Origin of the sequence: Shewanella rhizosphaerae (assembly GCF_019457655.1) — a bacterium.
Lineage (GTDB): Bacteria > Pseudomonadota > Gammaproteobacteria > Enterobacterales > Shewanellaceae > Shewanella > Shewanella loihica.
This window is the reverse complement of sequence record NZ_CP080420.1, coordinates 3,135,836-3,161,832: the sequence shown is the minus strand read 5'-3', so window position 1 is coordinate 3,161,832 and position 25,997 is coordinate 3,135,836. Positions and strand designations below refer to the sequence as shown.

10 protein-coding genes are annotated in these 25,997 nt (G+C 57.5%); 5 read left to right on the top strand and 5 right to left on the bottom strand.

Annotated features, from left to right (window positions below; all coding sequences use genetic code 11):
* Positions 1-14 precede the first annotated feature (14 nt).
* Both K0I63_RS13810 and K0I63_RS13805 read left to right on the top strand, forming a co-directional pair.
* The gene (locus tag K0I63_RS13810) at positions 15-926 is read left to right on the top strand and encodes a LysR substrate-binding domain-containing protein (RefSeq protein WP_011866467.1); all 912 of its coding nucleotides are present in this window, start codon (positions 15-17) and stop codon (positions 924-926) included.
* Between the two features lie 123 nt (positions 927-1,049).
* Positions 1,050-3,416, top strand: coding sequence for a penicillin acylase family protein (locus tag K0I63_RS13805; RefSeq protein WP_220081410.1), 2,367 nt, complete (start codon positions 1,050-1,052; stop codon positions 3,414-3,416).
* A 100-nt stretch (positions 3,417-3,516) separates the two neighbouring features.
* Here the strand turns inward: K0I63_RS13805 and pfaD are convergent, their stop codons facing one another.
* The 5 genes from pfaD to K0I63_RS13780 form a co-directional block, all read right to left on the bottom strand.
* A complete protein-coding gene (gene pfaD / locus K0I63_RS13800; RefSeq protein ID WP_220081409.1) occupies positions 3,517-5,154 on the bottom strand; it encodes an eicosapentaenoate synthase subunit PfaD in 1,638 nt (545 codons plus the stop codon).
* 134 nt (positions 5,155-5,288) lie between these two features.
* On the bottom strand, positions 5,289-11,072 hold the full coding sequence (locus K0I63_RS13795) for a hotdog fold thioesterase (protein WP_220081408.1): 5,784 nt from the start codon (positions 11,070-11,072) through the stop codon (positions 5,289-5,291).
* Positions 11,072-13,222, bottom strand: a complete 2,151-nt coding sequence (locus tag K0I63_RS13790; protein ID WP_220081407.1) for a PfaB family protein — start codon at positions 13,220-13,222, stop codon at positions 11,072-11,074. Before K0I63_RS13790 ends, K0I63_RS13795 begins: the two co-directional genes overlap by 1 nt.
* The gene (locus tag K0I63_RS13785; protein ID WP_220081406.1) at positions 13,219-21,078 is read right to left on the bottom strand and encodes a type I polyketide synthase; all 7,860 of its coding nucleotides are present in this window, start codon (positions 21,076-21,078) and stop codon (positions 13,219-13,221) included. The genes K0I63_RS13790 and K0I63_RS13785 overlap by 4 nt, the downstream gene beginning before the upstream one ends.
* Positions 21,078-21,932, bottom strand: a complete 855-nt coding sequence (locus K0I63_RS13780; RefSeq protein ID WP_220081405.1) for a helix-turn-helix domain-containing protein — start codon at positions 21,930-21,932, stop codon at positions 21,078-21,080. The genes K0I63_RS13785 and K0I63_RS13780 overlap by 1 nt, the downstream gene beginning before the upstream one ends.
* Before the next feature lie 398 nt (positions 21,933-22,330).
* On the opposite strand from K0I63_RS13780, the gene fusA reads away from it, so the two are divergent.
* The 3 genes from fusA to K0I63_RS13765 all read left to right on the top strand — a co-directional run bounded on the left by fusA (position 22,331) and on the right by K0I63_RS13765 (position 25,968).
* Positions 22,331-24,379, top strand: a complete 2,049-nt coding sequence (fusA, locus tag K0I63_RS13775; RefSeq protein WP_220081404.1) for an elongation factor G — start codon at positions 22,331-22,333, stop codon at positions 24,377-24,379.
* 250 nt (positions 24,380-24,629) lie between these two features.
* Positions 24,630-24,989 (top strand): cupin domain-containing protein, encoded by a 360-nt coding sequence (locus tag K0I63_RS13770; protein ID WP_220081403.1) that lies wholly within the window; start codon positions 24,630-24,632, stop codon positions 24,987-24,989.
* A 136-nt stretch (positions 24,990-25,125) separates the two neighbouring features.
* Positions 25,126-25,968: an outer membrane lipoprotein-sorting protein gene (locus tag K0I63_RS13765; RefSeq protein WP_220081402.1), complete on the top strand. Its 843-nt coding sequence runs from the start codon at positions 25,126-25,128 to the stop codon at positions 25,966-25,968.
* The last annotated feature ends 29 nt before the right edge of the window (positions 25,969-25,997 follow it).

Genomic DNA, 25,997 nt, shown 5'->3' with positions numbered 1-25,997 from the left:
TTTGCTAAAGAATCATGAACAATAATATTCCGCTAAGAGCACTGCAGATATTTGAGGCATGTGCCAGATTAGAAAGTTGTTCCCTCGCGGCCAATGAGCTGTGCATCACCCAGAGTGCGGTGTCGCAGCAGATAAAGCAGCTGGAAGACTATTTCTTAGAGAAGTTATTTTACAGGCAAGGCGGAAAGATCAATCTTACCGAGGCGGGTATTGAGCTCAGAGAGCGCCTGGCACCTGTGTTTTACGATCTCAACAGCGTCTGCTCCAGCCTGGTGCAGAACATGGCGGGTGAGGTGAGGGTGCATTCCTATACCTCGCTGGCGGCCAGATGGCTGGTGCCTAAGATGGAGCAGCTTAGGCAGATGTACCCGGAGCTCAATATCAATGTCGGCATGTTCCAGAATGATATTGAGATGAGCGACATGATCGCCGATATCTTTATTGTCACCCGGGAATGTCAGGACGGTTATACCATCATCCCTCTGGTCACCGAGAAGCTGGTGGCCTTCTGCAGCCCAGATTATCTTGCTCAGTCACAGGGGATCAGTCTGGCGACCCTAGATCAACATTGTCTGCTCTATTCCAAACATAAAGACTATGGCGTCGATTGGGATACCTGGTTTAGAAACAATGATATCGCCATCAGTCCCAACCAGAAGAAGATCTTCTTCAATCACAACATGCTGGCAGTGCAGGCGGCTATCTATGGCCAGGGGATAGTATTGGGGCTAGAGCAGACACTCAAGGTGGAGCTGGACTCGGGAAATCTGGTGAAACTGGACCTGCCGACTTGTCTTTCGGGGCTGACCTATTACATCGCCTACAAGACCTCCAAGAAGCGTGACGCGCGTATCATGCGTATCGTCGACTGGATCATCGACAACTATCCGGGGGATCATCCGGGAGATCGTACCTTGGCGCGTTAACCTTCATCCTATGGGGTAGCGCGGCCTTGGCCTAGGAAGCAAATACAAATTCGTTTTAGGAGCTTAACAAGTAAGCAACTTTTGTTATGATGAGTTTCCATTGACTTATCACTCGCTTATCTCATGTTAAGACACCTGAAAACCCTGTTGCTCATCCTACTATCGCTCGTTTTTCTGCTGGTGGTCGGCGTCTATGTCAGCCTCAATCTCAGCTTGCCCAAACTCTCTGGCGAGGTTCAAACTAGTCAGATCTCGGCTAAGACCAGCATAGGGCGGGATCGTCTTGGCACTGCGGTTATCCACGCCGAGAATCGTCAGGATGCCGCCTTTGCCCTGGGATTTGCTCACGGTCAGGACAGATTTTTTCAGATGGATCTGCTCAGGCGTAACTCTGCCGGTGAGTTGGCCGAGCTGTTCGGTAAGCCTGCGGTAAAACTCGATGAGTCGCGCCGCTTTCATCAGCTGAGAAAACGCGCCGAGCATATCTATCGACATCTGCCCACCGCCCAGCAACAGCTGTTGCAGAGCTATGCCGACGGCGTCAATCGCGCGCTCGCCGCCCAGTCGCTGCCCTCGTTCGAGTATCTGCTGACCCGCGCCAAGCGTGAGCCATGGCGACCCGCCGACAGCCTGCTGGTGATCTACAGCATGTATCTGGACCTGCAGGGCAATGGTCCCAAGCGTGATCTCGCCCTTGATCATATCGAGCGCCGCTTCGGTTCGCAGATGCGCACCTTTATCACCCAGACCTCAAATTATCAGGCGGCGCTGGATAACAGCCTGTTTCCTTCCGATCCGCCGGCAATTCCAAAGCTGAGTCCAAGCCCAAGCCCAAACCCAAGCCTAAGTCCAAGCGTCAGCCTAAAACAGAGCACGGCCTCGACCCTGGCCCAGCGCCTAGCGGTGACCATAGAGGAGCCGGTCGAAGTGGGCAGCAACAACTGGGCGGTGACCGGCAAGATGACCCGTACCGGCAGCGCCATGCTGTCAGACGATATGCACCTCTCCTTCGCCGTGCCCATCATCTGGTACCGCGCGCAGCTAAACTACCCGGATGGTGAGGGCAAGGCGGTGCAGGTGACCGGCGTGTCCCTGCCAGGCGCTCCGGCGATTGTGGTCGGCAGCAATGGCAAACTGGCCTGGGGCTTTACCAACGCCTATATCGACACCGCCGACTGGGTTGCGCTGGCCGAGGATGAGCCGCTTGAGGTGGTCCACGAGACGATCAAGCTGCCAAAGGGCGAGCAGGACTATGCCATCACGCTGTCACGCTTCGGTCCGGTTCGCCGCCTGGGGGAGCAGGCCTATGCCCTGGCCTGGGTCGCCCATCAGGAGTATGCGGTTAACATGGAGCTGATGGCGCTGGAGCAGATAGATAATGTGCCCGAGGCGATGGCCAAGGCCAGCGGCTTTGGGATCCCGGTGCAGAACCTGATGCTGGCCGATGATAAGGGCCACGCCGCCTGGCAGCTTGCCGGCGCGGTCCCTGCGCGCACCAATAGCAGCGATATCGCCCTGCCTAGTAAGGAGATAGCCTGGGATAAGTGGCAAGAGAGAGACAAGGTACTGCCGTCGCTTCAGGATCCCGTCAGCGACAGGCTATGGAGCGCCAATGCCAGGGTGATGTCGACCCAGGAGGCGGAGCGTTACGGAGATGGCGGCTACGCCCTGGGGGCCAGAAGCGCGCAGATCCGCGACCGATTGCTGGAGCAGGAGCTGTTCGATGAGAGCGATTTCTATCGCATTCAGCTCGATAATCAGGCTCGCTTCTACCGTCCCTGGCAGGCCTTTCTGTTGGAGAGCTTGATGCGTGAGCCCAAGCGCTTTGCCAAGGATATAGTGCAGCTGCGTGACTGGCAGGAGTGTGCCTGCGCCGAGTCGGTGGGCTTCACCCTGGTGAAGGCGTTTCGCAGTCAGGTGTTAGACAGCGCCTTCGCGCCGCTGGAAACTGAGCTAAATAGCGCCCAGCTGAGTCTCTCTGTGCTCAAGCGCTATCTGGAGCCCGCCATCTGGCAACTGCTCAAGCTGCAGCCTGCCGACTGGCTGCCACAAGATGTTGCCAGCTGGGATGAGCTGGTGATCGCCAGCTATGTCGCCGCCCGCGACGAGCTGCTAGATAAATACAGCGAGGATGGTGAGCTGAGTGCGCTCAATTGGGGCCGGGTGAATACGCTAGCGATACAGCATCCCTTTAGTCGCCAGTTCCCGCTGCTGAGTCGCTGGCTGGATATGCCTAAGGTGGCCGGTTTCGGCGATACCTTCATGCCGGCGGTGCAGCGTAAGAGTTTCGGCGCCTCCCAGCGCTTCATCGTACAGCCTGGCTATGAAGAGCGTGCCATCATGGCGATCCCTGGCGGCCAGTCGGGCCACCCCTTGTCGAAATACTACCGCGCAGGCTTTAGCGAGTATGCCCGCGGCGCGGCGACGCCGCTGCTGCCAGGGGAGATAGAGGCCAAGCTGACTCTGACGCCGAGCCAGGCGCAAGACTGATTCATCAGGTCTCGGCATTAGATGTTTAAGCTAACAAAAAAGCCACCCTAGGGTGGCTTTTTTTGATCTAGCTAGAGTCCGAGTTAGCCGATGGTCAGGCTCACGCCAGCGCCACTTGCGGCTTGTATCGCAAGAGCTCGCCAGGCAGCTTGATCCCCTGTGCCTTGATGGCGTTGACCCGCGCCAGGTAGGCGGCGCCGTACATCAGGTGCTTGGCCAGATCCACAGCATGACGCTTGCTGTAGTCATCCAGATAGCTGCCCTTGGCCCACTGGTTGAAGGCGCCCAGCGCGGGACCTGCCCAGATCTGATAGTCCATCTCGCGGCCTTGCTCGCCGGTGTTCGACCAGCGGCTCGACAGCCCCAGATACCAGCGGAAGATCAGCGCCATCTTACGCTTGGGATTCCCCTCGGCGCGCTCGATCTGCTTCGGGTCGCGCTCGTTAAAATGAGCGACTGTGCCGGCCCAGATCTCATCCAAGCTGGCGCGAAACACCTGCTTCTCCAGCTTGTCGCGCTCATCGACAGGAATCGCCTCTATCGAGTCGTAGCGGCTGTAGATCTCATACAGCTTGTTGGCGCGCATGGGAAACAGGGTGCCGCGCTTGACCACTTGCAGCTTAACGCCCATCTCAAACATGTCTGCGGCCGGCGCCATGGTGACATCGGCCATCTCTGTGGTGGCCAGTAGCTTACGGGTGTGCTCGCTGGCGCCCGCCTCGACACAGGACTGGTTGATAGAGCCTGTCACTATGTAGGCCGCGCCCATGTTGAAGGCCGCCAGGGCCGCATCCGGGGTGCCTATGCCGCCGCCACAGCCGACGCGCAGGGGCGTGGCATACTGGTACTTGTCTTGGATCTCCTCCTTGAGTGCCAAAATGGTCGGCAGCAGGGTCACCAGAGGGCGGTTATCCGTGTGGCCGCCCGAGTCCGCCTCGGCGGTGATATCGTCGGCCATGGGCACAGCCTGGGCCATCTCCATCTGATCATGGGTGATCAGGCCCTCGTCCACCAATTTCTGCAGCATCTTTATAGGTGCTGGCTGCATAAACTTCTCGGCGACCTCGGTGCGGCTTACCTTGGCGATCACCTTGTTGCCTATGACGATGTTGCCGTTGGCGTCGCGGCTCAGGCCGGCGGCACGATAGTAGACGATCTGCGGCGTCAGCCCCAGGAAGGCCGAGGCCTCGACCGTGCGCACCTTGTGCTTGAGGAAGAGCTCGACGCTGCCGCGCTCAAGCGCAGGCTCGCTCGGGCTGTGGATCAGGTTAAACATGTAGGGGCCATTAGGTAGCGCGGTTTGGATACGCTCGATCGCCTGCTCGACCCGGCTTGGGATGAGTCCTGCAGCGCCGAAGGAGCAGAGGATCCCCGCCTTACCCAGGGCGATCACTAGCTCTTCCGACGAGATGCCATTGGCCATGGCGCCGGCGTAGTAGGCGTACTTGACGCCGTGTACCCGGCGAAAGTTGCCATCGCCCAGGCTCTCTGTGCCCAGGGCAGGGGTGAAGGCGCTGACTGGATGGCCCGAGGCCTGAGTGCCCGAACCTTGATTATTGGTCATCAGGCTCGCCTCGGTCGCGATGCCCACCCCCAGGTCGCTGTCGTTGACCAGGTAGCAGGCGCGGCTGAAATCTTTGAGCGCAGTCGCCATGGCGGCCGTGTCGAAGCTTATCTTGCTGTCGCTTACCTGCCAGGGCCAGGGAGAAAGCTGCTCGTTTGTGGTAGTCGGATTCATCTAATAAAAGACCTTTTTCGTCTTGGGCGATCCGGGAACATGCCTGTTTTGTTAGGCATGGCCCGCATCGACCGATTTTCTTATGTTGCTCAATCTATGTGTTTTTATCGCGCTGTCTACATCTTTGTTTGTGCCTAGGCTTCTTCGATGCAGATGGCGATGTCGCTCACCTCGTAGATCCGCAGACCATCCTTACTCAGGCTGGCATTACCGGTGATCACCAGCTTGCCTGCGTCTTCTTTGACCGAGGTGATGCTCACATCCATCGACATCTGCTTGTTGAGCGGGTTGATCTGACCGCGATACTTCCATTTGATGTTGGAGAGGATCTGGCCAAATTTCGGATTGCTGAACCCAGCGCCCAAGTCTTTACTGATGGCATAAGTCTGCATGGTTTCTATGATGGCTTCAACGCCTAATGAGCCCGGCATCACAGGATCCTGATGGAAGTGGAACTGGAAGAACCAGTCGCTCGGATCTATGGTGCGCTCGGCGTAGAGGTAGCCCAGGCCGTGGGTGCCGCCGTTATCGACGATCTCGACGCTGTCGATAAAGTTCAGCTGACCGCCCGCCAGGCGGTAGTGGGGCTGGCCCGCTGGCGCGTTGAAGTGGCGGCCGCCCTTGTCCAGCAGATCGACCCTTATGTCCGGCGCAATGCCCTTGGCCTGATGCCAAGGCTGAGTGGTCTTGCCGTTGTCCAGCCCCAGCTGGTCTTTGAGCGCCTCGGCCTTGAAATAGCCGAACACGGCAGTGCCACGATAGAAGGGTTCACCATCTGTGCTCAGCTCGAAGCTGAAGCTCTGAATGATGTTGGTGCCCGCCATCACGGTTGAGAGCAGGCGTGAATCGTTGACGATCGTCTTGCCGCGCAGGTCCTCCTGACGCAGCAGTTCGCCACTACCGTCTAAGTTGCGGAAGAAGAGCTCGAGACCAGGAAAACCGAGGGTGGTGCCCATGTAGCCTGAGATGAAGCCGTTTGGCTGCAGGGCAATCTCCATCATCACAGAGTAGGGCATCAGCGCCTGATGACTGTTGGCATCGAAATACCAGGCATCCTTGGGGACCTCATATTCGGCAATACAGCTGGCAGGGCGCTTGAAGTCGCCGCGCTGGCCGTTAACCTCTATCACCCGGGTGGTGAGCTGCAGATCGCCGCATGGCGTACGCGGCGGGATCATGCCGCGGTAGATGGCAAACTCTGGGCCGAAGCACTTCTCGATATCGCCGGTGGCGAATTCGAACAGGTGATAGGGGGTAAAAGGCACAGTGTCGGGCACCCGGTTAGGGTAATCTGGCGTGACTGGCGCCTCCACGTGCGTCAGCGGGATCACCCCCTTGTTAGGTGCGGCGTTGAGATCGGGGATCTGAGCCATTAGCGGTGCATTTGCTGATGTACCTTGAAGCTTTTTGGCTTGTGTCGCCTCGGTTGGCTTTTTGTTGGTAGATTTAGTATCGAGATCTGGATAGCGGGTACATTCAGATTCCTCTTTGATCATCACTCCCAGATTTTGGAAGTCGACCACCACCTTGCCATTTAGCAAGATATCGATATTCGCCTTGGCGTAAGGGCGTGGGCTGAAGCCTATCTCTGTCACCTCCATGCGGTAGGTGAGACGGGCCGATTGCGGGATTACCTGGCCGCGACAACGCACCTTCTGCGAGGCATTTTCCAACGGCTGGAAACGACCGTTTTGGGTCTGGGTATGCATGCCAAGGTGCAGCATGTAGAACTGTAGCAACTGGCCACAACCCTCTGCCATCAGTGAGCCGGCCATCACCTGATCGTCCTTGAAGTGGCAAGGGAAATACCAGTGGTTAGGCTCGAGCTGCTTGTGGCCCTCTACCAGGCCAAGCCCCCAGGCGCCGCCGTTTCTCTCTACCTTGCTGACCTCTTCGATCATCAGGAACTTCTCCGAGGCGAAGCAGAGTGAAGGCTGAGCAGGTCCCGCGTGTGAGGAACCGAAACAGCCTTGGGTATCGGCCGACAACAGCTTGTGAATGTCGCCATAGCTGAATTGGCTGCGCGGACAGTCCAGGAGTGGATTAAAGGTCTGCTTGGTGGCGCGACTGCGAGCCAGCAGCTCCTCTTCGGTGCGGATCACTCCTTTGCCGTCAGCCAGCTCGGCGTCGGTAAAGAAACCGGCGCAGCCGCCATCCATCTTGAGGATCATGGTATCGCCAACGAAACATTCGTAGGAGAAGAAGAACAGCAGGGTATCGCCATTGCGGGCGAAGTTGTTGATCTTAATCTCATACCTTAGGGTATCGCCACCGCGGGGCAGATCCCCTAAGAAGGTGAGGGTACAGTCAAGCAGGCGATAGACACGCTCGCCCTTGTTCTCAAAGTCTATGCCCAGGTAACTAATTAGCATGAGGTCGCACTGGCCCGATTCGACCGCGACCGCCCAGGGGATCTGACCGTCCACCAGATAGGGGGCATCCACTGGAATGTCGTATTCCGTGGTCATGGTGCTGGGCTTATATTCGCCCAGTTTGGCATCCAGCTTGGTGACCCGTGATACCAGCAGATAATCTGTGGTGGGCAGGCGCACCCGGCGCGAGTAGCCGTCGATGACGTCATACTCTTGGCCGAATACTTTGGCAATATCGCCCTCGGCGTATTCCACTAGGTCGTGATAGTCCCAGATGCAGGGCTTATGGGCCGGAACTGGCGCGCGGTATGGCGCGACTAGATCATGCCTTGGCCTGAGTGGCATCTGGGTGACGCTTGAGGCCGAAGCTGGCGCCGATGGGCTACCTATGGCTTGGGCTAGTTGCTGCTTAAGCAGCAGGTCGGCCACTTTCAGGCCTGATTCACGGCTCTTGAGGAAAGCGAGATGGGCCTGACGCGCCTTTTGTTGATTGTCCTGAAAGGCGCTGAGATCAGGGTTGCTGATCGGTGAGCCTGGTGGCTGAGCTGAATGCTGGGTCATAGTGGGTAAGTTACCTGTTGCACCACCTGTCATCGACGGCGTGGCAAACTGTGATGCTTGAGTCGTGTTCGAATTAACCTGGCCTAAATAGCTTATAAGCTTGGCCACTTTTTTCGGTTTAGTCTGAACTTGTCCATTGGCCGCGGCCAACTTGTCTTGCAGCGCTGACAGTTGCGTCAGCGGCTGAGTCAGTATGTGTTCTATGATGCCGCGTCCACCCAGGGTGACCCGCTTGATCAGGCTACGCCCCTCATGGGTGGTGAGGTCCTGGTCTAGCCTTTGGGTCAGCGAACTGCGCTGGGCGTGGGTTTGAGTAAGGTGCACCAAGGCGCTCTGATCTTCGCTGAAGTTGGCGACCAGGGCGTTGCCCGCGCTTTCTTGTGTCATGCGCAGCAGTGTGGCAATAAGGCTGGTCATGCCGGCGGCGGCAAAGCTGTGGCCCAGTTGTTGGTCGCTCTGCATCAGACGAGCCTGCGCCGTAGGCAGCTGCGCTATCAGCTGTTGGGGCTGATGCTGGCTGCAAGGCGCCACACTCATCTCGACCAGTGAGATCTGCTCGGCATCTGTGCCATTGAGAGTCAACAGCTCATCGCACAGGCGCGCTAATTGATGCTGAGGACCAAAGTTGAGGCTCTCTATCTTGCCATAGGCGCTAGCGCCACGCTGGCTTTGGTGGGATGAGGTTTCCAGCACCAGGGCGCCGGCGCCTTCCGCCAGTCGCCAGCCGTTTGGATGGCTCTGACTGGCCACAGGGGCGATAGCATTTTTCAGCATCACCTGCTCCAGGCTACCACAGAGATCGACCGCGGCGATCACCACGGCATCAAGCTGCTCCTGCACCATGATATTTTCCGCCACATCCAGGGCGCGGCCTACTGATTGCTCGCCAGCGGAGATGGTGAAGGCCGGACCGCTGAAGTCCCACAGGGAGGCGATACGCGAGGCCATGATGTTGCCGATAAAGCTGGTGTATTGGTTTAGCTTGGCGGCGTCGAGCACGCTGTCCATGGCCAGGGCCTCAAGCTCGCGATATTGGCTGTCGCTCAGGCTAGCGCCCACGGCATCCAGACTCTGTTTGAGCTGAGTGTGCAGGTTTACCCGGCCGCGGAACTGGTGCAGTTCCAGCTCTGTCTCCATGGCGACCAAGACGGCCACTTTTTGCCCTGGCTGTAACGCTGCGTCGCGTATTGCTTCGTCGGCGACTTTCATCAGCATCAGCTGTTGGCCGATAAGGCGATCGTCTTCATTGGGGGGCAGTTTAAAGCGCAGGAAATCCAGCTCGAAGCTATCCACATAAGCGCCTTGGGGAGCCGAGTCGAGGCCAAATTGCGCTAGCAGTTCTGGGTGCTGATCTAACCCTTTCCAGCGCGCTGGTGGCAGGGGCACAAAGGCCTCTTGCCCTTGGCGAATACAGGTGTCGAGGGCGTTAATGCTGCCAAGTGGGCCGAGATGCGCCGCAATGCCACTGATCACAAATTGCGGTGTCGAGCCGTTGTGACAAGGCACAGTTAACTGCGGCGATGTCGCAGTGGTTGAAGGCTCGCACTCTGTGGGTGTATAGGATTCTAACAACAGATGAGCATTACAGCCGCCGAAGCCAAATACCGACACCCCGGCCAGGCGCGTTTGATTATCGACCTTAACCGGCCAAGGGGTCACTTGACTTGGCAGGGTATGAGCGCCAAATAGGCCGTTTGGCGATTCGATGGCCTCACTGAGGTTGATGCTTGGGGGCAGCTGGCCCTGATTCATGGCAAAGATCATCTTCATGATCCCCGGCATGCCCGCGGCGGTAAGTAAATGCCCTAAGTTGGACTTGGCCGAACCTATCATGGGCGCGCTCGCACCTTCGAGCCTAGGGGCAAAAAATTGCTCCATGGAGGCCAGCTCTACCTTGTCACCCAGCGGGGTGCCCGTGGCATGGCATTCGATCACTTCTATCTGTTTAGGATCGACGCCACTGTGGCGATAGGCACGCTCGAAGGCCTTGACCTGCCCCTTACTGTTGGGGCTGAGCACAAACTGGCCCTTGCCGTCGTTAGACAGGCCGATGCCACTGACGATGGCGTAGATCTTATCATTATCACGCTCGGCGTCTTCGAGGCGTTTGAGTGCCAGTACCCCGGCGCCTTCTCCGGCAAACAGCCCCTTGGTATTGCGATCGAAGGGGGCCGAGAAACCATGCTCCGGATAGGCATGGAAGATGGAGAAGCCCATGTTGATAAAGAAAGGGTCGGCACCGGAGACGGCACCCGCCAACATGAGATCGGCCTTGCCCGTGTTGAGATAGTCGCAGGCCAGTTTCAGCGAATAGACAGAGCTGGCGCAGGCGGCATCCAGGCTAAGTTGAACGCGCCCAAGGCCAAGGGCATCGGCCACTAGCTTTGAGGCGTTGTGGGCGATGGCACCATTGGCAACGTCTAAGGTGTTGGCTGCGGGGCGATGGGCGTTATAGTCGCTCAGGCTGAAATCTGGGCAGGCCAGCTTCTGTTTGAGGGCTTTTTCTACCGCCTTATGGTAGAGGGGCAGAAACAGCTCATTCGATTTTGTCGTAGGGAAAGAGAGGGTGCCCATGATGACGCCGCAGCGTGATAGCTGAGGAGAATCCAGGGCAATGCCCGCATCGAGCAGGGCATTGCGACTGGTGTCCAGCGCCCACAGCAGGCTATCGTCCATCCCTTGGAGTTGTTCGGGCGGCAGTTTATAGCCATAGGGATTAAAGTGAAAATCTTCAATATACCCGCCCTTGTCGCAGTAGAAGCGATCGGCCTCGCCCTGCTCGCCACGATAGTCGGCTAAGTGGGCGCCGAGCTTGTCATCGCTGAGTTGGGTGCGAGAGTCGCGTTTGTCGAGCAGGTTTTGCCAAAACTGCTTAGGGGTCTTGGCGTCTGGGTAGAGGTTTGCCAGACCCACGATGGCAATCTTGCCATGACCTCGGGTCTTTTGGGGCACTTGTTTGGCAGAAGGCGCTTCATTTGAAGGCATTAGACTTCCTCTTGAAATAGGGTATTGGCGAGCGGTGGCTCACCTTGAGCGCTGCGCTGTTGCAGCTTAGCCAGTTCACGCTTGAGTCCCAGTTGCAGCACAGTGAGGCTGACGGGAACTCTGTGGCTGATCAGTGTGCCCAAGGCTTTGAGCAGAGTGATCACCTCGTTTGCGCCGCGGGCATTGACCGGCACGCTGACGTGGGGTGTCTCGCTGGCTTTTAGAATTTTATCTATCAGGGTGCAGTTTTGTCTGTCGGCACCGACCTCGACAAATAGCGCAGCCCCCTGATGGGTTGCGCTCTGGATGAGCGACTCAAAATCGAGACGGTGGCAGAAGGTCTTGGCTATCGAGGTAGCGATAGCTTCGGCGCTCAGGGCCTGAGTCTCGTTGACTGCGCCATCTTGGCCATCGATGAGGCTGGCGGCGCTGATAAATTTGACCGGATGCTCGGCGGCCTCGGCTATGATCGCCTGATGATAGAAGGCCTGCACCTGCGACTGCAGGCTTAAGGCTGGTGGCGTATGCATGGCGGTCACTCGATTGGCGGCTATGCCACGCTTACCCAGTTCCTGTAACAGGGCCTGGCAACTGGCCTGACAGCCAGCGATCACGCAGGTATCCCCTTGAGTGATGGCAAGATAGACTCTGGGGTAACGCTCCAGCAAAGGCTGAATATCATCGCCTTGGCATCGAACCAGAAAACTGTTCCATTCGAGAGGGTCGTTCTCTGACAGTTGCCAGTGACGACGAACCGCCTTGAGCGGACCTGAGATCTCCTCGGTAAACAGGGGAGCGCTCAGGGTCTTATCGATCAAGCTATGGGGGGCTTGCCACACATCCAGGCTGGCCCACATGGCGGCTTCACCCATGGAGTAACCCAGGGCAAAGTGTGGCTGCACTGCAAATTCATCCACCAGTAGCTTAGTCAGCAGGTAGCTGGCGCCCACACCTGCAATGGCCATCTTGCTTAGAGGCATAGGTTGAGTGTCGGCCTTATCTTCTAGATAGATCATATCGGCCTGCAGCATCGCCTTGAGATCTCCTTGTTGCTGCAAGCGGCTAAACAGGGCTGGGAAGTAGCTGTGTAGCTCATGCAGCATATCAGGGTAGATGGTGCCAACGCCGGGATAAACGAAGGCCAGCTTGGCCTGACCCAGCGGCGCGGCGCTGAAATAGCTACCCGATGGCGTGCGGTATTCCCCTTTCTCCTTACAGACCTTGGCCAGCGCCTGGCTCATGGCGGTGATCTCCTGCCCAAGCGCCTCGATACTTATGGCCTGTAGACAGATCACAAAACGTGTCGGACCGCTGGTGACAAAGGCATCGAGATTTTGCTGCATCAGCTCAATGATCGCCATCTCGTGCGCTAAGGGCTCGGTCTGTGATAAGACGAGCTTATCCAAGGCCGCCGCCAGGGCCCAGAGCCCTTGGTTGAGCGCGGCTTCACTGCTACCGGGTAGCAGAAAGAACAGCTGGCTGGCCGACAGTAGCGATCGCGCCTTGAGCCGGCCTGTGCCCTGTGTCAGCACCATGGCCAGATGAGTTTGCGCTTTCCCTTGCTGAAGCTGGGTATTCTCCAGGGTAAGCGTCGCTACTCGTCCCTGATAGGGCTCGGTAAACCAGTAGTGACGCCGACTCTCTGAACGCCTAATGGTTCGCTGTGCAATATCAGCGATCAGGCGACACAAGGCGTCGAAGCCCTTGTTCATATCATCGATATGCGCTCTGCATTGAACACTATCCGGTTGGCGTTTGGCCTGTGCCAGCGCGCCTTGCAGTGCACTGCTCTGGCTTTGACCACATTGCAGCGCCGCCAGATGGGCATGAGGGTGCAGCTTGTGCTGCGCCGCCTTGAGCGATGGCATCAGCAGCAATGTTTGCTGGGCGCCTTGCAGGCAAACCAGATCGCCTGTGGCGACCCTGCTCACTGCCTGCTCTAGCGTCTGAGCCAGCTTATTCTCAGTAAGGTCAGCCTCGGTTAACTTAGGTTCAGTTTGGTCAACTTGCAGCTTTCGAACTGGCTGATTGGCTAAGGTATCGGGCAAGGGCGCATCTTTTGGCAACAGCAAGAGGGCTACCCGCAGCGGGGTAGCGCCTTCGCTGTTAGCGTTAGCATTGCTTACCTTTTGGCCAAACTCCTGGGTCACTGCGTCGCCTCCTCGTTGGCCGTTTCACCGCGCGCACCGTGTGGCACGAAGGCAGCATTGAGGGTTGAGCTGATGGTGATCCTGGCTCCTTTCATCAGGGCGCTCAGGCGGCCATCTTGATGGTAAAGCGCCACATCGGCCGTCAGGCTTCTGCGATTGCTCTTGACCACATTCAGCTCGATATAGCCGGTTTCGCCGCCGTGCATCGGCTGCACACTGATGAATTCGTCGATGGCCGATGGCAAACTGGCCGCCCCATAGCTGAGCCTTGCCCAGACCAACATGGCTTGGAGCAAGAGATCCTCGGCAAAAGGCTGACAGCCTGCGCTGCTTAGGCGAGGTACAAACTCGCCGCAGTCGGCTTCGCGCACCTGGGGCAGGCTAACAGAGGCGATAAGCCCCTGCTCATCGAACCTCACAACCTTATCCAATCCCTGCAGTCTTGGCCCATGAAACAGGGTGCCGTCACTGTAGAGCGTGCTGGCATCGGTGACCGCCTCGCCACTGTACAGCCCCTCGAAGGCCTTGATTGGCGCCGAGCAGTCCTCGCTATCCATCAAACAAAGGCTCGCCTGGTACTGCGGCCGTCCCTCGCTGCTTATTGAGGCCTGAATGGCCGTCAGGCTATCGCCCTTATATTCAGGGGTTAGCGTTAGCACTATGGTTTGCGGCGCTTCGGTGTCGAAAATAATGCCTTTGAGCAGCTTATAGCTGCGCACCTTTACCGGGGCGCCAATGTGCGCCCGAGCGGCTTCACGCATCCATTGGATAGCGCAAACCGTCGGTAATACCGGGTTACCGCCGATCACATGGTCTGAGACAAAGGCCATGGTCGCGGGCGTTAACTGGCGCGTTTGAGTGACAGGCTGCAGCGGATGCTGTGCGACGTGCACCTCATCCGCATCAGGCTTTTTTACTGAGCTGGCCTCATCGGCTTTAGCTGTGTTGCCTTGCATATCACTGCCGATCAGCAGCTGTACGCCGCTGTCGCCAAGTAGCTGGGTGGCAAACAGCTCGGCACCCGCCTGCAGTGGGATCACATAGACGCCGCGATCGACAAACATCTTCTTCAGCGCAGGATTGACCATGCCGCCATCCCAAGGGCCCCAGTTAAAGCTCATCACCTTGGTCTGCTCGTTTAACTGAGTCAGTTGCAGTGCCGCCTTGTTAAGGATCTCGTTGGCCATGGCGTAGTCACTCTGCCCCGTGTTGCCATAGAAACCGGCCGCCGAAGAGAAGAGGGCTACTAGCTTGAGCTGGGCGGGATCGATCACGCTCAGCAGCGCCTTAAGCCCGGCCACCTTAGTGCCGTAGACTCGCGCAAGCTCATCTAAGGTTTTGTCTTGTATGTGTTTATCGGCCAGTACGCCCGCACCATGGATGAGTCCTGTAATTGGCGTTAGCTGATTGATGGCGCCGAGGGCCTGCTCGATCGCCTCTGCCTTGCTGACATCCATCGCCAGATATTCCGCCGAGGCGCCCACCGCCTCGAAGGCGTTGAGGGCGGCCTGGATCTCAAGACTGCTCTTTACCGGCCAGATGAGGGCGTCGACCTGCTTAGGCGTTGGCTTGTCACCGCTGGCGAGTAGATGAGCGATAGCGGCCTGCTTAAGTTCGCCGATAGTCTTGCCCTGGGCCCATTCTGGCAGATCCTTCGCGCTAACATGTTCGCTGCGACCTGCGAGGATAAAGTGCGACTGGCAACGCTTAGCCAGTGCCAGGGCACATTCGAAGGTCACCCCTTTTGCACCCCCGGTCACCAGTATTTTATCTGAGCTATCTAGCTGGGATTCTGCGGTTTTTATCGTCGCTTCACCCGGCTGTAGCCTATGACGGCACAGTTTGCCGCCGGCATCGACACTGATACCGACCTCGTTGAGATCGCTGTCGCTGTCCATGAGCTCCGCGAGCAGGGCATCGCCCAGCTGCGCTGCGCTCATCTCTGGCGCTAAGTCCAACGCGCGGCAGAAGATGCCTGGCCATTCATGACTCAGAGTCTTGGTGAGACCCGAAAGCGCGGCCTGATTAAGTTCGCTCTTGGCCAGTTGCTTGGCGTCCAGGTAGCCGAAGCCGCCGTCGATACGACTGACGGTGACAAAGCAGCGACGACCCGTCTGCGTGCTTAATGGCGCCTGCAGATGCTTGGCCCAGAGGAACGCCGAGCTCAGGTGGCTAAAGCCAGCGTCGGTCAGTTGTAGCCCTGAGACAGCGTTGGCCTCCTGCTGAGGCTGTAGGTGTACAAAACCTGCAATGTTACCGTGGTTTGCGCTAATTCCTGCTATCGCCTGCACCACATCTTGCTCAGCCAGTCCTTCAGGCTGCCAGCTGGCAATGGCGCTGCTCAGCGGTGACTGAGGCTGACCTTCTGGCAGGCGCACAACCACGACCTTGAGCCCCTTATTGCTGAGTTTCTCGGCCAGTACCCCGGCGTTGTGACCATCGTCTTGGATCACCAGGGTAGCATTGGCGGCGAAACCCTCGGCATCAGGCTTCGCCGCTTCAAGCTTTTTTAGCGCTACCTCGCTGTGAGGTGGCAACTCGACCAGCGGCTCGGCGGAGATGGCTTGCACCTGGGTAACCGAGGCGCTCTGCGCCTGGTTGCCCGTCGTTTCTGCCAAAGCGCCTGCGGCGGCTTGTTGAACATGAGCGCCTGCGGCGGGCAGCTTGCTGTTCATATACGCCACGATCTCACCCAGAGTGCGGCACTCGGCCAGATCTTCTGGGTTGAGATCCGGTAGTCCCGGCAGCTCATCCTGAACCGTGCCTAAGATCTCGACCCGTTTAATTGAGTCGATACCGAGATCGGCCTCCATATCCATCTCAAGGGCCAGCATCTCAGTGGGGTAACCTGTCTTGTCGGCCACCACTGTGAGCATGGTCTGCTGTACAAATTCAGATGACAAGTCTGCTGCTGCGCTTTGAACTTCTGTGGCTATAGAGCCAGCGGCGGGTAGTTTTCCTGCCATATATGCGACGATTTCCCCCAGGGTGCGGCACTCGGCCAGATCTTCTGGGCTGAGCTCGGGCAGGCTCGGCAGTTCGTCTTGAACCGTGCCTAAGATCTCCACACGCTTGATAGAGTCGATGCCTAGGTCGGCTTCCATGTCCATTTCAAGTGAGAGCATCTCGGTTGGGTAACCTGTCTTGTCGGCGACCACGGTCAGCATGGTCTGCTGCACCTGTGATGATGACAAGTCAGCGCCCGCTTGAGTTTGTGCTGTCGGCTGTTGGCTGGTCATAGCGCCTGCGGCTTGTTGTATATGAGCGCCTGCAGCTGGCAGCTTGCTGTTCATATAGCTAACAATTTCACCCAGGGTACGGCACTCGGCCAGATCTTCCGGGCTGAGGTCAGGCAATCCTGGCAGTTCATCCTGCACTGTGCCTAAGATCTCCACCCGCTTGATGGAATCGATGCCGAGATCGGCCTCCATATCCATCTCAAGGGCCAGCATCTCAGTTGGGTAGCCTGTCTTGTCGGCCACAACTGTGAGCATGGTCTCTTGGACTTGTGTCGAAGATAAACCGCTAGTAGCTGTGTTTTGAACCTCTGGGGTAGCAACAGCGCCTGTGGCGACTTCTGAAATGAGAGTGCCTGCGGCGGGTAGTTTACTGTTCATATAGCTAACGATCTCACCCAAGGTGCGGCACTCGGCCAGATCTTCTGGGCTGAGTTCAGGGAGTCCCGGCAGCTCATCCTGAACCGTGCCTAAGATCTCTACGCGCTTGATGGAATCGATGCCGAGATCGGCTTCCATATCCATCTCAAGTGACAGCATCTCGGTGGGGTAGCCCGTCTTGTCGGCTACCACGGTGAGCATGGTTTCTTGGACTTGTGTCGATGACAAGCTTGCAGCTGCGGCTGCGTTTTGAACCTCTGGGGTATTAAGAGCGCCTGCGGCGGTTTCTGTAATGTGAGCGCCCGCGGCGGCTTTTTGGGTGTGAGCGCCTGCGGCCGGCAGCTTGCTGTTCATATATGCCACGATCTCACCCAGGGTGCGACACTCGGCCAGATCTTCCGGGCTGAGCTCGGGCAAACCCGGCAGTTCATCCTGCACTGTGCCTAAGATCTCCACCCGCTTGATGGAATCGATGCCGAGGTCGGCTTCCATATCCATCTCTAGCGACAGCATCTCGGTGGGATAACCTGTCTTGTCGGCGACCACCTCAAGCATGGTCTTCTGAATATCGTCTGCACTCAATTGTGCCTTAGTGCTAGGGGTCGCAGGCACAGGCGCCTGAACCTCTGCGGTATGAACTGGTGCTGCTACGACAGGCACCTGTTGCACTTGCTGCATCACTGGTGCCTGCGTCACGACAGGAGCGCTCTGGACGGCGGGCGTCTCTGCTGGTAAAGATTGAGGCTGAATAACAGGCGTTACTAGCGGCGCGGCTTGCACTGTAGGCGTTAGCGGTTGACCGCCTTGTCCCATCAGTTGCAGGGCGCTCTGATTGCTCTGGGCCTGCATCTCGAGGAACTGAGTATGGCTCTGTAACGTCTGCGCCTGATGTTGGTGGAACTGCTCCATGGCGCGCTGCAGGCTCTCAGGGATCGCGACCCCGGCGGCGGCCATCTGTGCCTGCGCCGTCATCAGCTGAGTGACTGTCTCACCATACTGCTGAGGTATGGTCAGGAACTGTTGATGCAGCTGCGCCGTCTGTTGCTGGGCGGCGAACAGTGCCGTCAGGGCATCATCGCCAGCGATTGTCTGTAACGTCTGGATGGCAGGTGTATTGATGACTGAGCCATGAGAGTCATTGGCCCGTGGCGCTTGGGCTGCGGGGATCGATTTTTCCACTATCTTCTCTACTTCTACAAATTTTTCGACAACTTTTTCGACTTCGACCAGTTTTTCAACTTCCACTATCTTCTCTTGCACTCGGGTCTGTGGCGTGATGGTGCCCGTGTTAAGGGATTTTTCCATCTTCGCCAGGGTCGCCGGGCTGATGTAGTTGGTCGCGTTGAGCGTGATATTCATGGGAGAGACTGGCTCGGCCTGGGCCGGTTCGGCTTGGTACGGGTCTATCTCATCCAGTGCGATGCCGCAGACGGCAAGCTGCATGGCGCCCTGACGAAGTTGCAGGTCGCTATCGCCCTTAGGATTAGGGTTGAGGCTGATGCTGCACAGGGTATCTAGCTTGCCGCTAAGGGTGTTCTCTACCAATTTTTGTAGAATATTCTTAGGGCCAAACTCGATGAAGACGCGGGCACCATCGGCGTACATGGCCTCTAGCTGCTCGCTAAAGCGCACCGATTGCAGCATGTGCTGCTTAAACTCGCTCTTCATGGTCTTGGCGACATTGGCGTAGCGAGCGCCGCTGGCGTTGGCGTACACAGGCAGCGCCGGCTTGGCAAACTTCACCTTGTCGATCGCCTCGGCAAACGGTGCCTGGGCGTGGCCTACCAATGGCGTATGGAAGGCGCCGGATACCGGCAGGGCGATCGCCTTGAAGCCGAGCTCGCTAAGGGCCTTGGCCGCCTGGGTGGTGGCATCTGTCGGCCCGGCGATCACCAGCTGGGTCGGCGCGTTGTAGTTGGCGACCTTGACGCCGTCGAAGGCTTCAAGGGTGGCCTCCAGTCGAGTCAGATCTTCGGCGGTTTTGGTGATGATGGCATACATGGTACCGCGATCGGTACCCTCGGCACTCTCGACACTCTCGACACTCTCGACACTCTCGACACTTGGGCTGGCCATGGCATAGCCACGGGCAAATGTCAGCTGGTAGTAGTCTTCGAGGCTAATTACCCCGGCGGCGCACAGGGCGCTGAGTTCACCAAAGCTGTGGCCTGCCACCATGTCGGGCGTGAAGCCGGCTTGCTTGAGCAGGGTGTATTGTCCCATAGAGATGGCACCGATGGCGCTCTGGGCATTGGCGGTATTGGTCAGTAGTACCTCTTGTGCCTTGCGCTCCTCAGTCGTGAAGACTGGCACCGGGTACACCAGTTGCGACAACGGCGTCTTATCCTGGCTGGCAAACACTTTGTCGGCCATTACAAATTGCTCGCGCATCTCAGGGAAGTGGCAGGCAAGCTCAAGCCCCATATTGAGGTATTGGGCGCCTTGTCCGGCAAACAGCGCGGCCACTTTAGGGCTAGCCAGACTGCTGCTGCGATAGTGCAGGCCGCTAGGTAGCGACCAGTATGCCTCATCGCCCGCTTCCAGGCGGTTAAGCGCCTGATTAAGCTGGGTCTTGAGGCTGTCTGTGTCGCTGACCACCAGGCCAAGACGCGGGGCATTGGCGTCAAGCGCGCGCAGCGGATGTTGACTGGCCAGGACGTCGAGGGATTTTTTATCTGCGCCTGCAACGAGCTGCCTGATGGTGGCGATGAGCCCAGCCTTGTCGGCGCCGCTCAGTAGCAAGCTTTGAGGCACGGCGCGCTGGCGGAATTGGGTCAGCTTGCCCTGATCTCGGCTATGTTCGCGCTGATACTCTTCGAGCACAAAGTGGAAGTTAGTGCCGCCAAAGCCGAAGGAGCTGATACCGGCGCGACGCGGGGTGCCGTCGGGGCGTGGCAGCCAGGGGCGCGTCTCGGTATTGAGATAGAAGGGCGAGTTGGCGATATCCAGCTTAGGATTGGGCTGATCCACATTGATGGTCGGCGGTAGTACCTTGTGGTGCAGCGCCAGCGCCGCCTTGATAAGCCCGGCAGTGCCAGCGGTTGACTTGGTATGGCCGATTTGCGACTTCACCGAGCCCAGGGCGATATGCTGGGTTGTCTCGCAGCCTTCACTGAACACAGACTTGAGGCCGTTAAACTCGGCCACGTCACCGGCGGCGGTGCCCGTGCCGTGGGCTTCCATTAGCCCTAAGGTATGTGGCGGGAATCCGGCATCGTCGTAGGCGCGTTTGAGCGCCTTGGCCTGGCCTTCGGGGCGCGGTGCGTAGATAGACTTAAACTTACCGTCCGACGAGGCGCCTACGCCCTTGATCACCGCATAGATGCGATCGCCATCGCGCTCGGCGTCTTCTAGACGCTTCAGGGCCACCATGCCTATCCCTTCGCCTATCATCATCCCCTTGGAGTCGATATCGAAGGGCTGCACCGTCTCGTTGGTGGTGAAGGCTGGCGTCTTGGAGAAGCTCATATACATGGAGGGGGAGTTGTCGGTACAGACGCCACCGGTGATCATCATCTCGGCGCGGCCGTCCACCAGTTCACTCAGGGCCATGCGCATGGCTGCCAGCGAGCCGGCGCAGGCGGCGTCGACGACGCAGTTCATGCCGCCTAAGTCGAAACGGTTGGCGATACGCCCGGCGATCACATTGCCCAGGGAGCCCGGGAAGGAGTTCTCTTCCCAGTGGACATATTGGTCCTGAAACTTCTTGATCAGCATCTCGCTGTCGGCGTCGCTGATGCCGCTGTGCTTGAACACCTTCTTGAGCACTGGATATTGCAGCCTGGCGTTGAGGCTGTGGCTGATCTTCTGACCGCCGCCTACGCCTAGGGTAATGCCTATCTTGTTTCTGTCGTAGTCGCTCGGTAGCTTGGCATCGGCGAGCACCTCTTTAGCGACGATGAGTGACAACAGCTGTGAGGTGTCGGTCAGCTCTAGGATGTTGGGCGGCAGGCCAAACTCCATGGGGTTGAAGTTGACCTCGGGCATGAAACCGCCGCGTTTGCAGTAGCTCTTGTCCGGCGCGCTCTTGTTGCTGTCGTAGTAATCGTCGACCTGCCAATGGGTGTCTGGCACCTCGGTGATGGCGTCAATCTTGTCGCAGATCAGATCCCAAAATTTGTTGAGATAACGTGAGTTGGCAAAGATGCTCGCCATGCCAACGATGGCAATGGGCATATCTTTCAGACGCTTGTTGAGGCGCTGATCGCTTGACGTCTTTGATGTTTCGGTCTGGCTCATTATGAGTCTCCGCTTGCTACCTGATGCTCAGGTGTCTGTATGTCAGCGCCGGGTGTTAGCTGTGCCATGGTGGCACCTGGGAAGCGCTGTAAGAAAGTGTGATAGTTGCGTACCAAAAGCTTACGCAGATGAAACGGCCCCTGACGAAGTAGATGGGTGATGTATCGCTTGGTGGCCTGGGTGTTACCGTCTTGATAGATATCTAAGTAGATCCAGTCGCTGTGGGGATCTATGCCCAAAAGTACCGAGCTTGGCTCGGCGTCCGCCAGTTGTGGCGGCAGGGTGAGCGAGGCCACCTGCAGCACTGTGTCGCCGTCGGCCTGTGGCAGCGCCAGGGTGTGGGCCAGGGTCTCTGGATTTAAGGTATAGGTGACTATGTCGCTGCCCTGGGCGATGGGCAGCTGGTTGAAGTAATGGTCCGGTACCTCGGGACGCTCGATGTGGTGGATGCGCGACACCCCGTAGCGTTTGAGGCAGCGGGCGAGGCCGGAGCGGGACACATTGGGATTGATAAACTCTTGAGTCACCTTGAGCAGCCTGTCCAGCGGCATCTTCAGCTGGTAGCGCAGCCCCACGACCACATATTCCTGCATCGGCGTTAGCGTGGTGTTGAGATGGTGGGGGGTGTTAGGCGTGTCCTCGATGGAGTCACGTCGACGCCATTTACGCACCGTGGCTTCGCTGATGTTGAGCACCTTTGCCAGCTGGCTCACCGGTAATTCCGACTCCTGGATAAACTGACGCATCTCAGGGGTGGTGGTGGCATTCTTGTGCCTATATTCACTGGCGCTGAGTTTTCGCGCCGCGGTTTGCGAGTCCCGGCGCTGCGTCTTGTGGTTAGGCTTCTCGAGCATACTGGTTAGGGCGTTCCATCAATAATCTATTGGGACAAGCGCTGTCGCGGTTTGCTGCTAGCCTGCATAATCCCGCGTTGTCCGTCTGAACTGACGTTAATAGAGCAGCAGACTACAGTAGCTTGAGGGCCAATACAATCACCTGGGACTTAAAAGTCTTCGACACCGGCTATTTTAGCTTACATATGTTCGCTGTTTGTGACAGGCGTTAGCTAAATTAACCCTGTGAGTTAAAGCGTGATCTCGATCAAAAGCAAGGCAGGGTGACAGGCCTATACTGGTTGTTAATAGACCGATCACAACACATTGTTTTTGTTTGCAGCAAACACGATTTTAGTGGCAGGGAAAGAGGTCGTGGTGCTGTTACCTATTGATATAACAGATCAAAGGAGGCCGATATGGCTGAGTTTACCACGGAGCAGATCCGGAATCTGGCGGTGCTCGGACACACAGGGGCGGGTAAATCCACTCTGCTCGAGGCATTGCTGTTCCAGGGCGAGGCGATCGCCCAAAAAGGCAGGGTGGACAAGGGCACAAATCATGCTGATTTCACTGCCCAGGAAAAAGACCACAGACATAGCCTAGAACCTTCCTTCCTCAATTTCGATTTCGACAATCATCACATCAATTTCATCGACACCCCGGGTCTGCCCGACTTCTTCGGCCGTGCCTTGTTGCCGCTTAGCGGTGTGGAGTCTGTGCTCTTGGTGATCAACGCCGCCACCGGCATAGAGACCATCACCCAGCGCGCCTTCGAGGCCGCCAGGGCACAGGGTAAGGTGGTACTGATTGCGATTAACCATATCGACGGTAATGGCGCCAATCTGGCGGGCCTGCTCGATGAGATCCAAACTAAGTTTGGTCATCGCTGCCTGCCGGTGAATCTGCCTAATGCCGCCCTGGATGATGTGATCGACTGTTATCTGCATCCTCAGCCTGAGTTGCAGGGGGAGGCCCTGTTCCATGATGTGGCCAGTGCCCGCGATGAGCTGGTGGATACTGTGCTCGAGGAAGACGATGAGCTGATGGCGCTGTATCTGGAGCAGGGGGAAAACCTTACGCCCGAGCAGCTACATGCCCCGCTGGAAACCGCGCTGCGCATGGGCCATCTGGTGCCTGTCTGTTTCACCAGCGCCGAGCAGCAGGTGGGCATAGGCGCGCTGTTAGAGCTCATCATCAAGCTGAGCCCCAACCCATTAGAGGCCAACCCGCCCCAGTTCATCAAGGGGCAGGGTGAGTCAGCCCTGCCGGTGGATGTGACCCAGTCCAGCGAAGATCACGCCCTGGCCTATGTTTTTCGGGTGGCTATCGACCCCTTCTTCGGTCGCATGGGAGTGTTTAGGGTCTATCAGGGCACCATCTCTCTGGGGATGAAGCTGTTTATCGGCGATGGTCGTAAACCCATCAAGGTAGGTAACCTGTTTAAGCTTCAGGGGGACAAGCAGGTTAGCGTGACCTCTGCGGTGCCGGGCGATATCTGCGCCATCTCTAAGGTGGATGAGCTGACCGTGGGCGCCGTGCTTCACGACAGTCACGACGAAGATGAGTTCCACCTGCCTGAGTTGGTACTGCCACAACCTATCTTCGGCCTGGCGGTGTCGGCCAAGCGCCGCGGCGATGAGCAGAAGATTGCCGAGGTGCTCAACAAGTTGGTGGTGGAAGATCCTAGCCTGCACATCGCCAAGAACGAGGCCGAAGGACAGACGATTCTACAGGGCCAGGGGGACTTGCACCTGCAGATCGCGCTGGAGAAGGCCCATGATCTCTTTAACGTCGATATGGAAACCGATGTGCCCGCGGTGGCCTACCGCGAAACTATCACCCGCAGCGCCACGGCGCGTTACCGTCACAAGAAGCAGTCTGGCGGTGCCGGTCAGTTTGGTGAGGTGGAGCTCACCGTCGAGCCGTTGCCAAGAGGTGCTGGTTTCGAGTTTGTCAGCAAGGTGGTGGGCGGCTCTGTGCCGAGCCAATACATTCCTGCGGTCGAGAAAGGGGTGAAGGAGGCGATGAACGGCGGCGCTGTGGCGGGCTTCCCGATGCAGGATGTGCGCGTCTCCCTGCTGGACGGTAAGCATCATAGCGTCGACTCGAAGGAGATCGCCTTCGTGATGGCGGGTAAGAAGGCCTTCCTCGATGCCGTGCAGGAAGCCAACCCAGTGATCCTGGAGCCGATCGTTGAGATGCAGGTTCAGGTGGCCCAGGAGCATGTGGGTGACATTACCGGGGATATCAGCGCCAATCGCGGCATCATCTGCGGCACCCAGGCCCAGGGTAACGGCAAGGTGGAAGTGGAGGTCGAAGCGCCGCTGGCGACCGTCGATGATTACTCGACCCGGCTGAAATCCTTAACCGGCGGCGATGGTCAGTTTGCCATGACCTTTAGCCGCTATGATGTGGTGCCGGATCATGTGCAGAAGGCATTGGTCTCGGCGGCAAAGGCTCACTAAATGACACTAAAACCCGCCTAGGCATTAGCGTCATTCGCTGCTCTCGAAACATGAGTCATTGAAAATGAGCCTCGATGATTGAGTCAAGAAAATGAGTCGCAAAAAGGAGAACTTAGTTCTCCTTTTTTCTTGTGCCAGCGCTTTGTTGCATTAGCTAAATGCCCCGACGCTTATTGCACTCGCAGAGTCTTAGCTTTAGCTTGGTCGCATCATAAATTAATCTAGCAGCGGAAATGAGGAGTGGGTATCGATGACGGTGGTCAGTCGCGATAACAGTGAGCACTATCTTTGGGGCGAACAGGATATGGAAGGCAAAGCCTGTGATGGCTGGCATCTGGTGAAGCGTCCTGCGCTGAGCGTGATTCAGGAGCGGGTACCTGTGGGCAGGGGCGAGCAGCGTCACTACCATAAGGTGGCGGAGCAGTTTTTCTTTATCCTGTCGGGGACGGCGCTGCTTGAGGTGGAGGGTATCGAGCATAGACTCACTGCTCACCAGGGGATGCATGTGGCGCCGGGTCAGGCTCATTGCCTGCGCAACGGCGGTGAGCAGGCGCTGGAATTTCTGGTGACCTCGACGCCGCCAAGTCATGGTGACAGAGAAAAGGCCTAGGAGAAGGTTTAAGTAAGTTAAGAGCGAGGGGAAAAAAGCGGGTCACACTTTCGTTTGTTTCCTTTTAAGACAACAAGTTATAGTCTAAAGTTTTAGTGTTTAGCACGGCATTTGAGCCATTTGGGGAGGCGTCGACATGGATGGAGCGAGACCTTGGTTAGCGGGCATGCTAGGCCTTGCCCTGGTGTGTATGGCACCAATTTCAGCGACAGCCGAGACTCTGGCTACTGGGAGTTTACTTTCAGAGGCTAGGGTTGCCGAGACTGAGGTTATAAAAAGTAGCGACGCCCTGGAGGCACGCGAGATAGTGCGCCGCGCCGACGAGCAGATGCGCGGCAAGTCCAGCTATGTGGTGGCGACCATGAATATCGTGCGCCCGGACTGGACGCGCTCTATGAGCATGAAGAGCTGGACCAAGGGGCAGGAGCTGTCGCTGGTACTGGTGACGGCGCCGGCGAAGGACAAGGGCAGCGTGTCTCTCAAACGCTACCGTGAGATGTGGAACTGGGTGCCCGCCATCGAGCGCATCATCAAGATAGCCCCCTCCATGTTGAGCCAGTCCTGGATGGGCTCAGACTTCACCAATGACGACCTTATCAATCAGTCCTCCATAGTGGTCGATTATCGCCATCAGTTGGTGCAGCACGAATCGATAGAGGGGGATGACTGCTTCGTCATCGATGCCTTCGCCAAGCCAGACGCGCCCGTGGTCTGGAGCCGTATCCGTCTGTGGATCTCGAGTCGAGATTATCTGCAACGTAAGGTGGAATTTTTCGACGAGTTCGATGAGCTGGTAAACACCCTGACCACCTCGGGTATTCAGGAGATGGGCGGGCGTATGTTGGCCACCAAGATGGTGATGATCCCGGCCGATAAACCGGGGCAGCGCACCGAGCTTATCACCCATGAGGCGGCATTTGATTTCGAGATAGGCGATGATTTCTTCTCTCAGCAGCAGATGAAGGCGCTGCGGGACTAACACAGAGATAAATCTAAAACGCTAAGAAT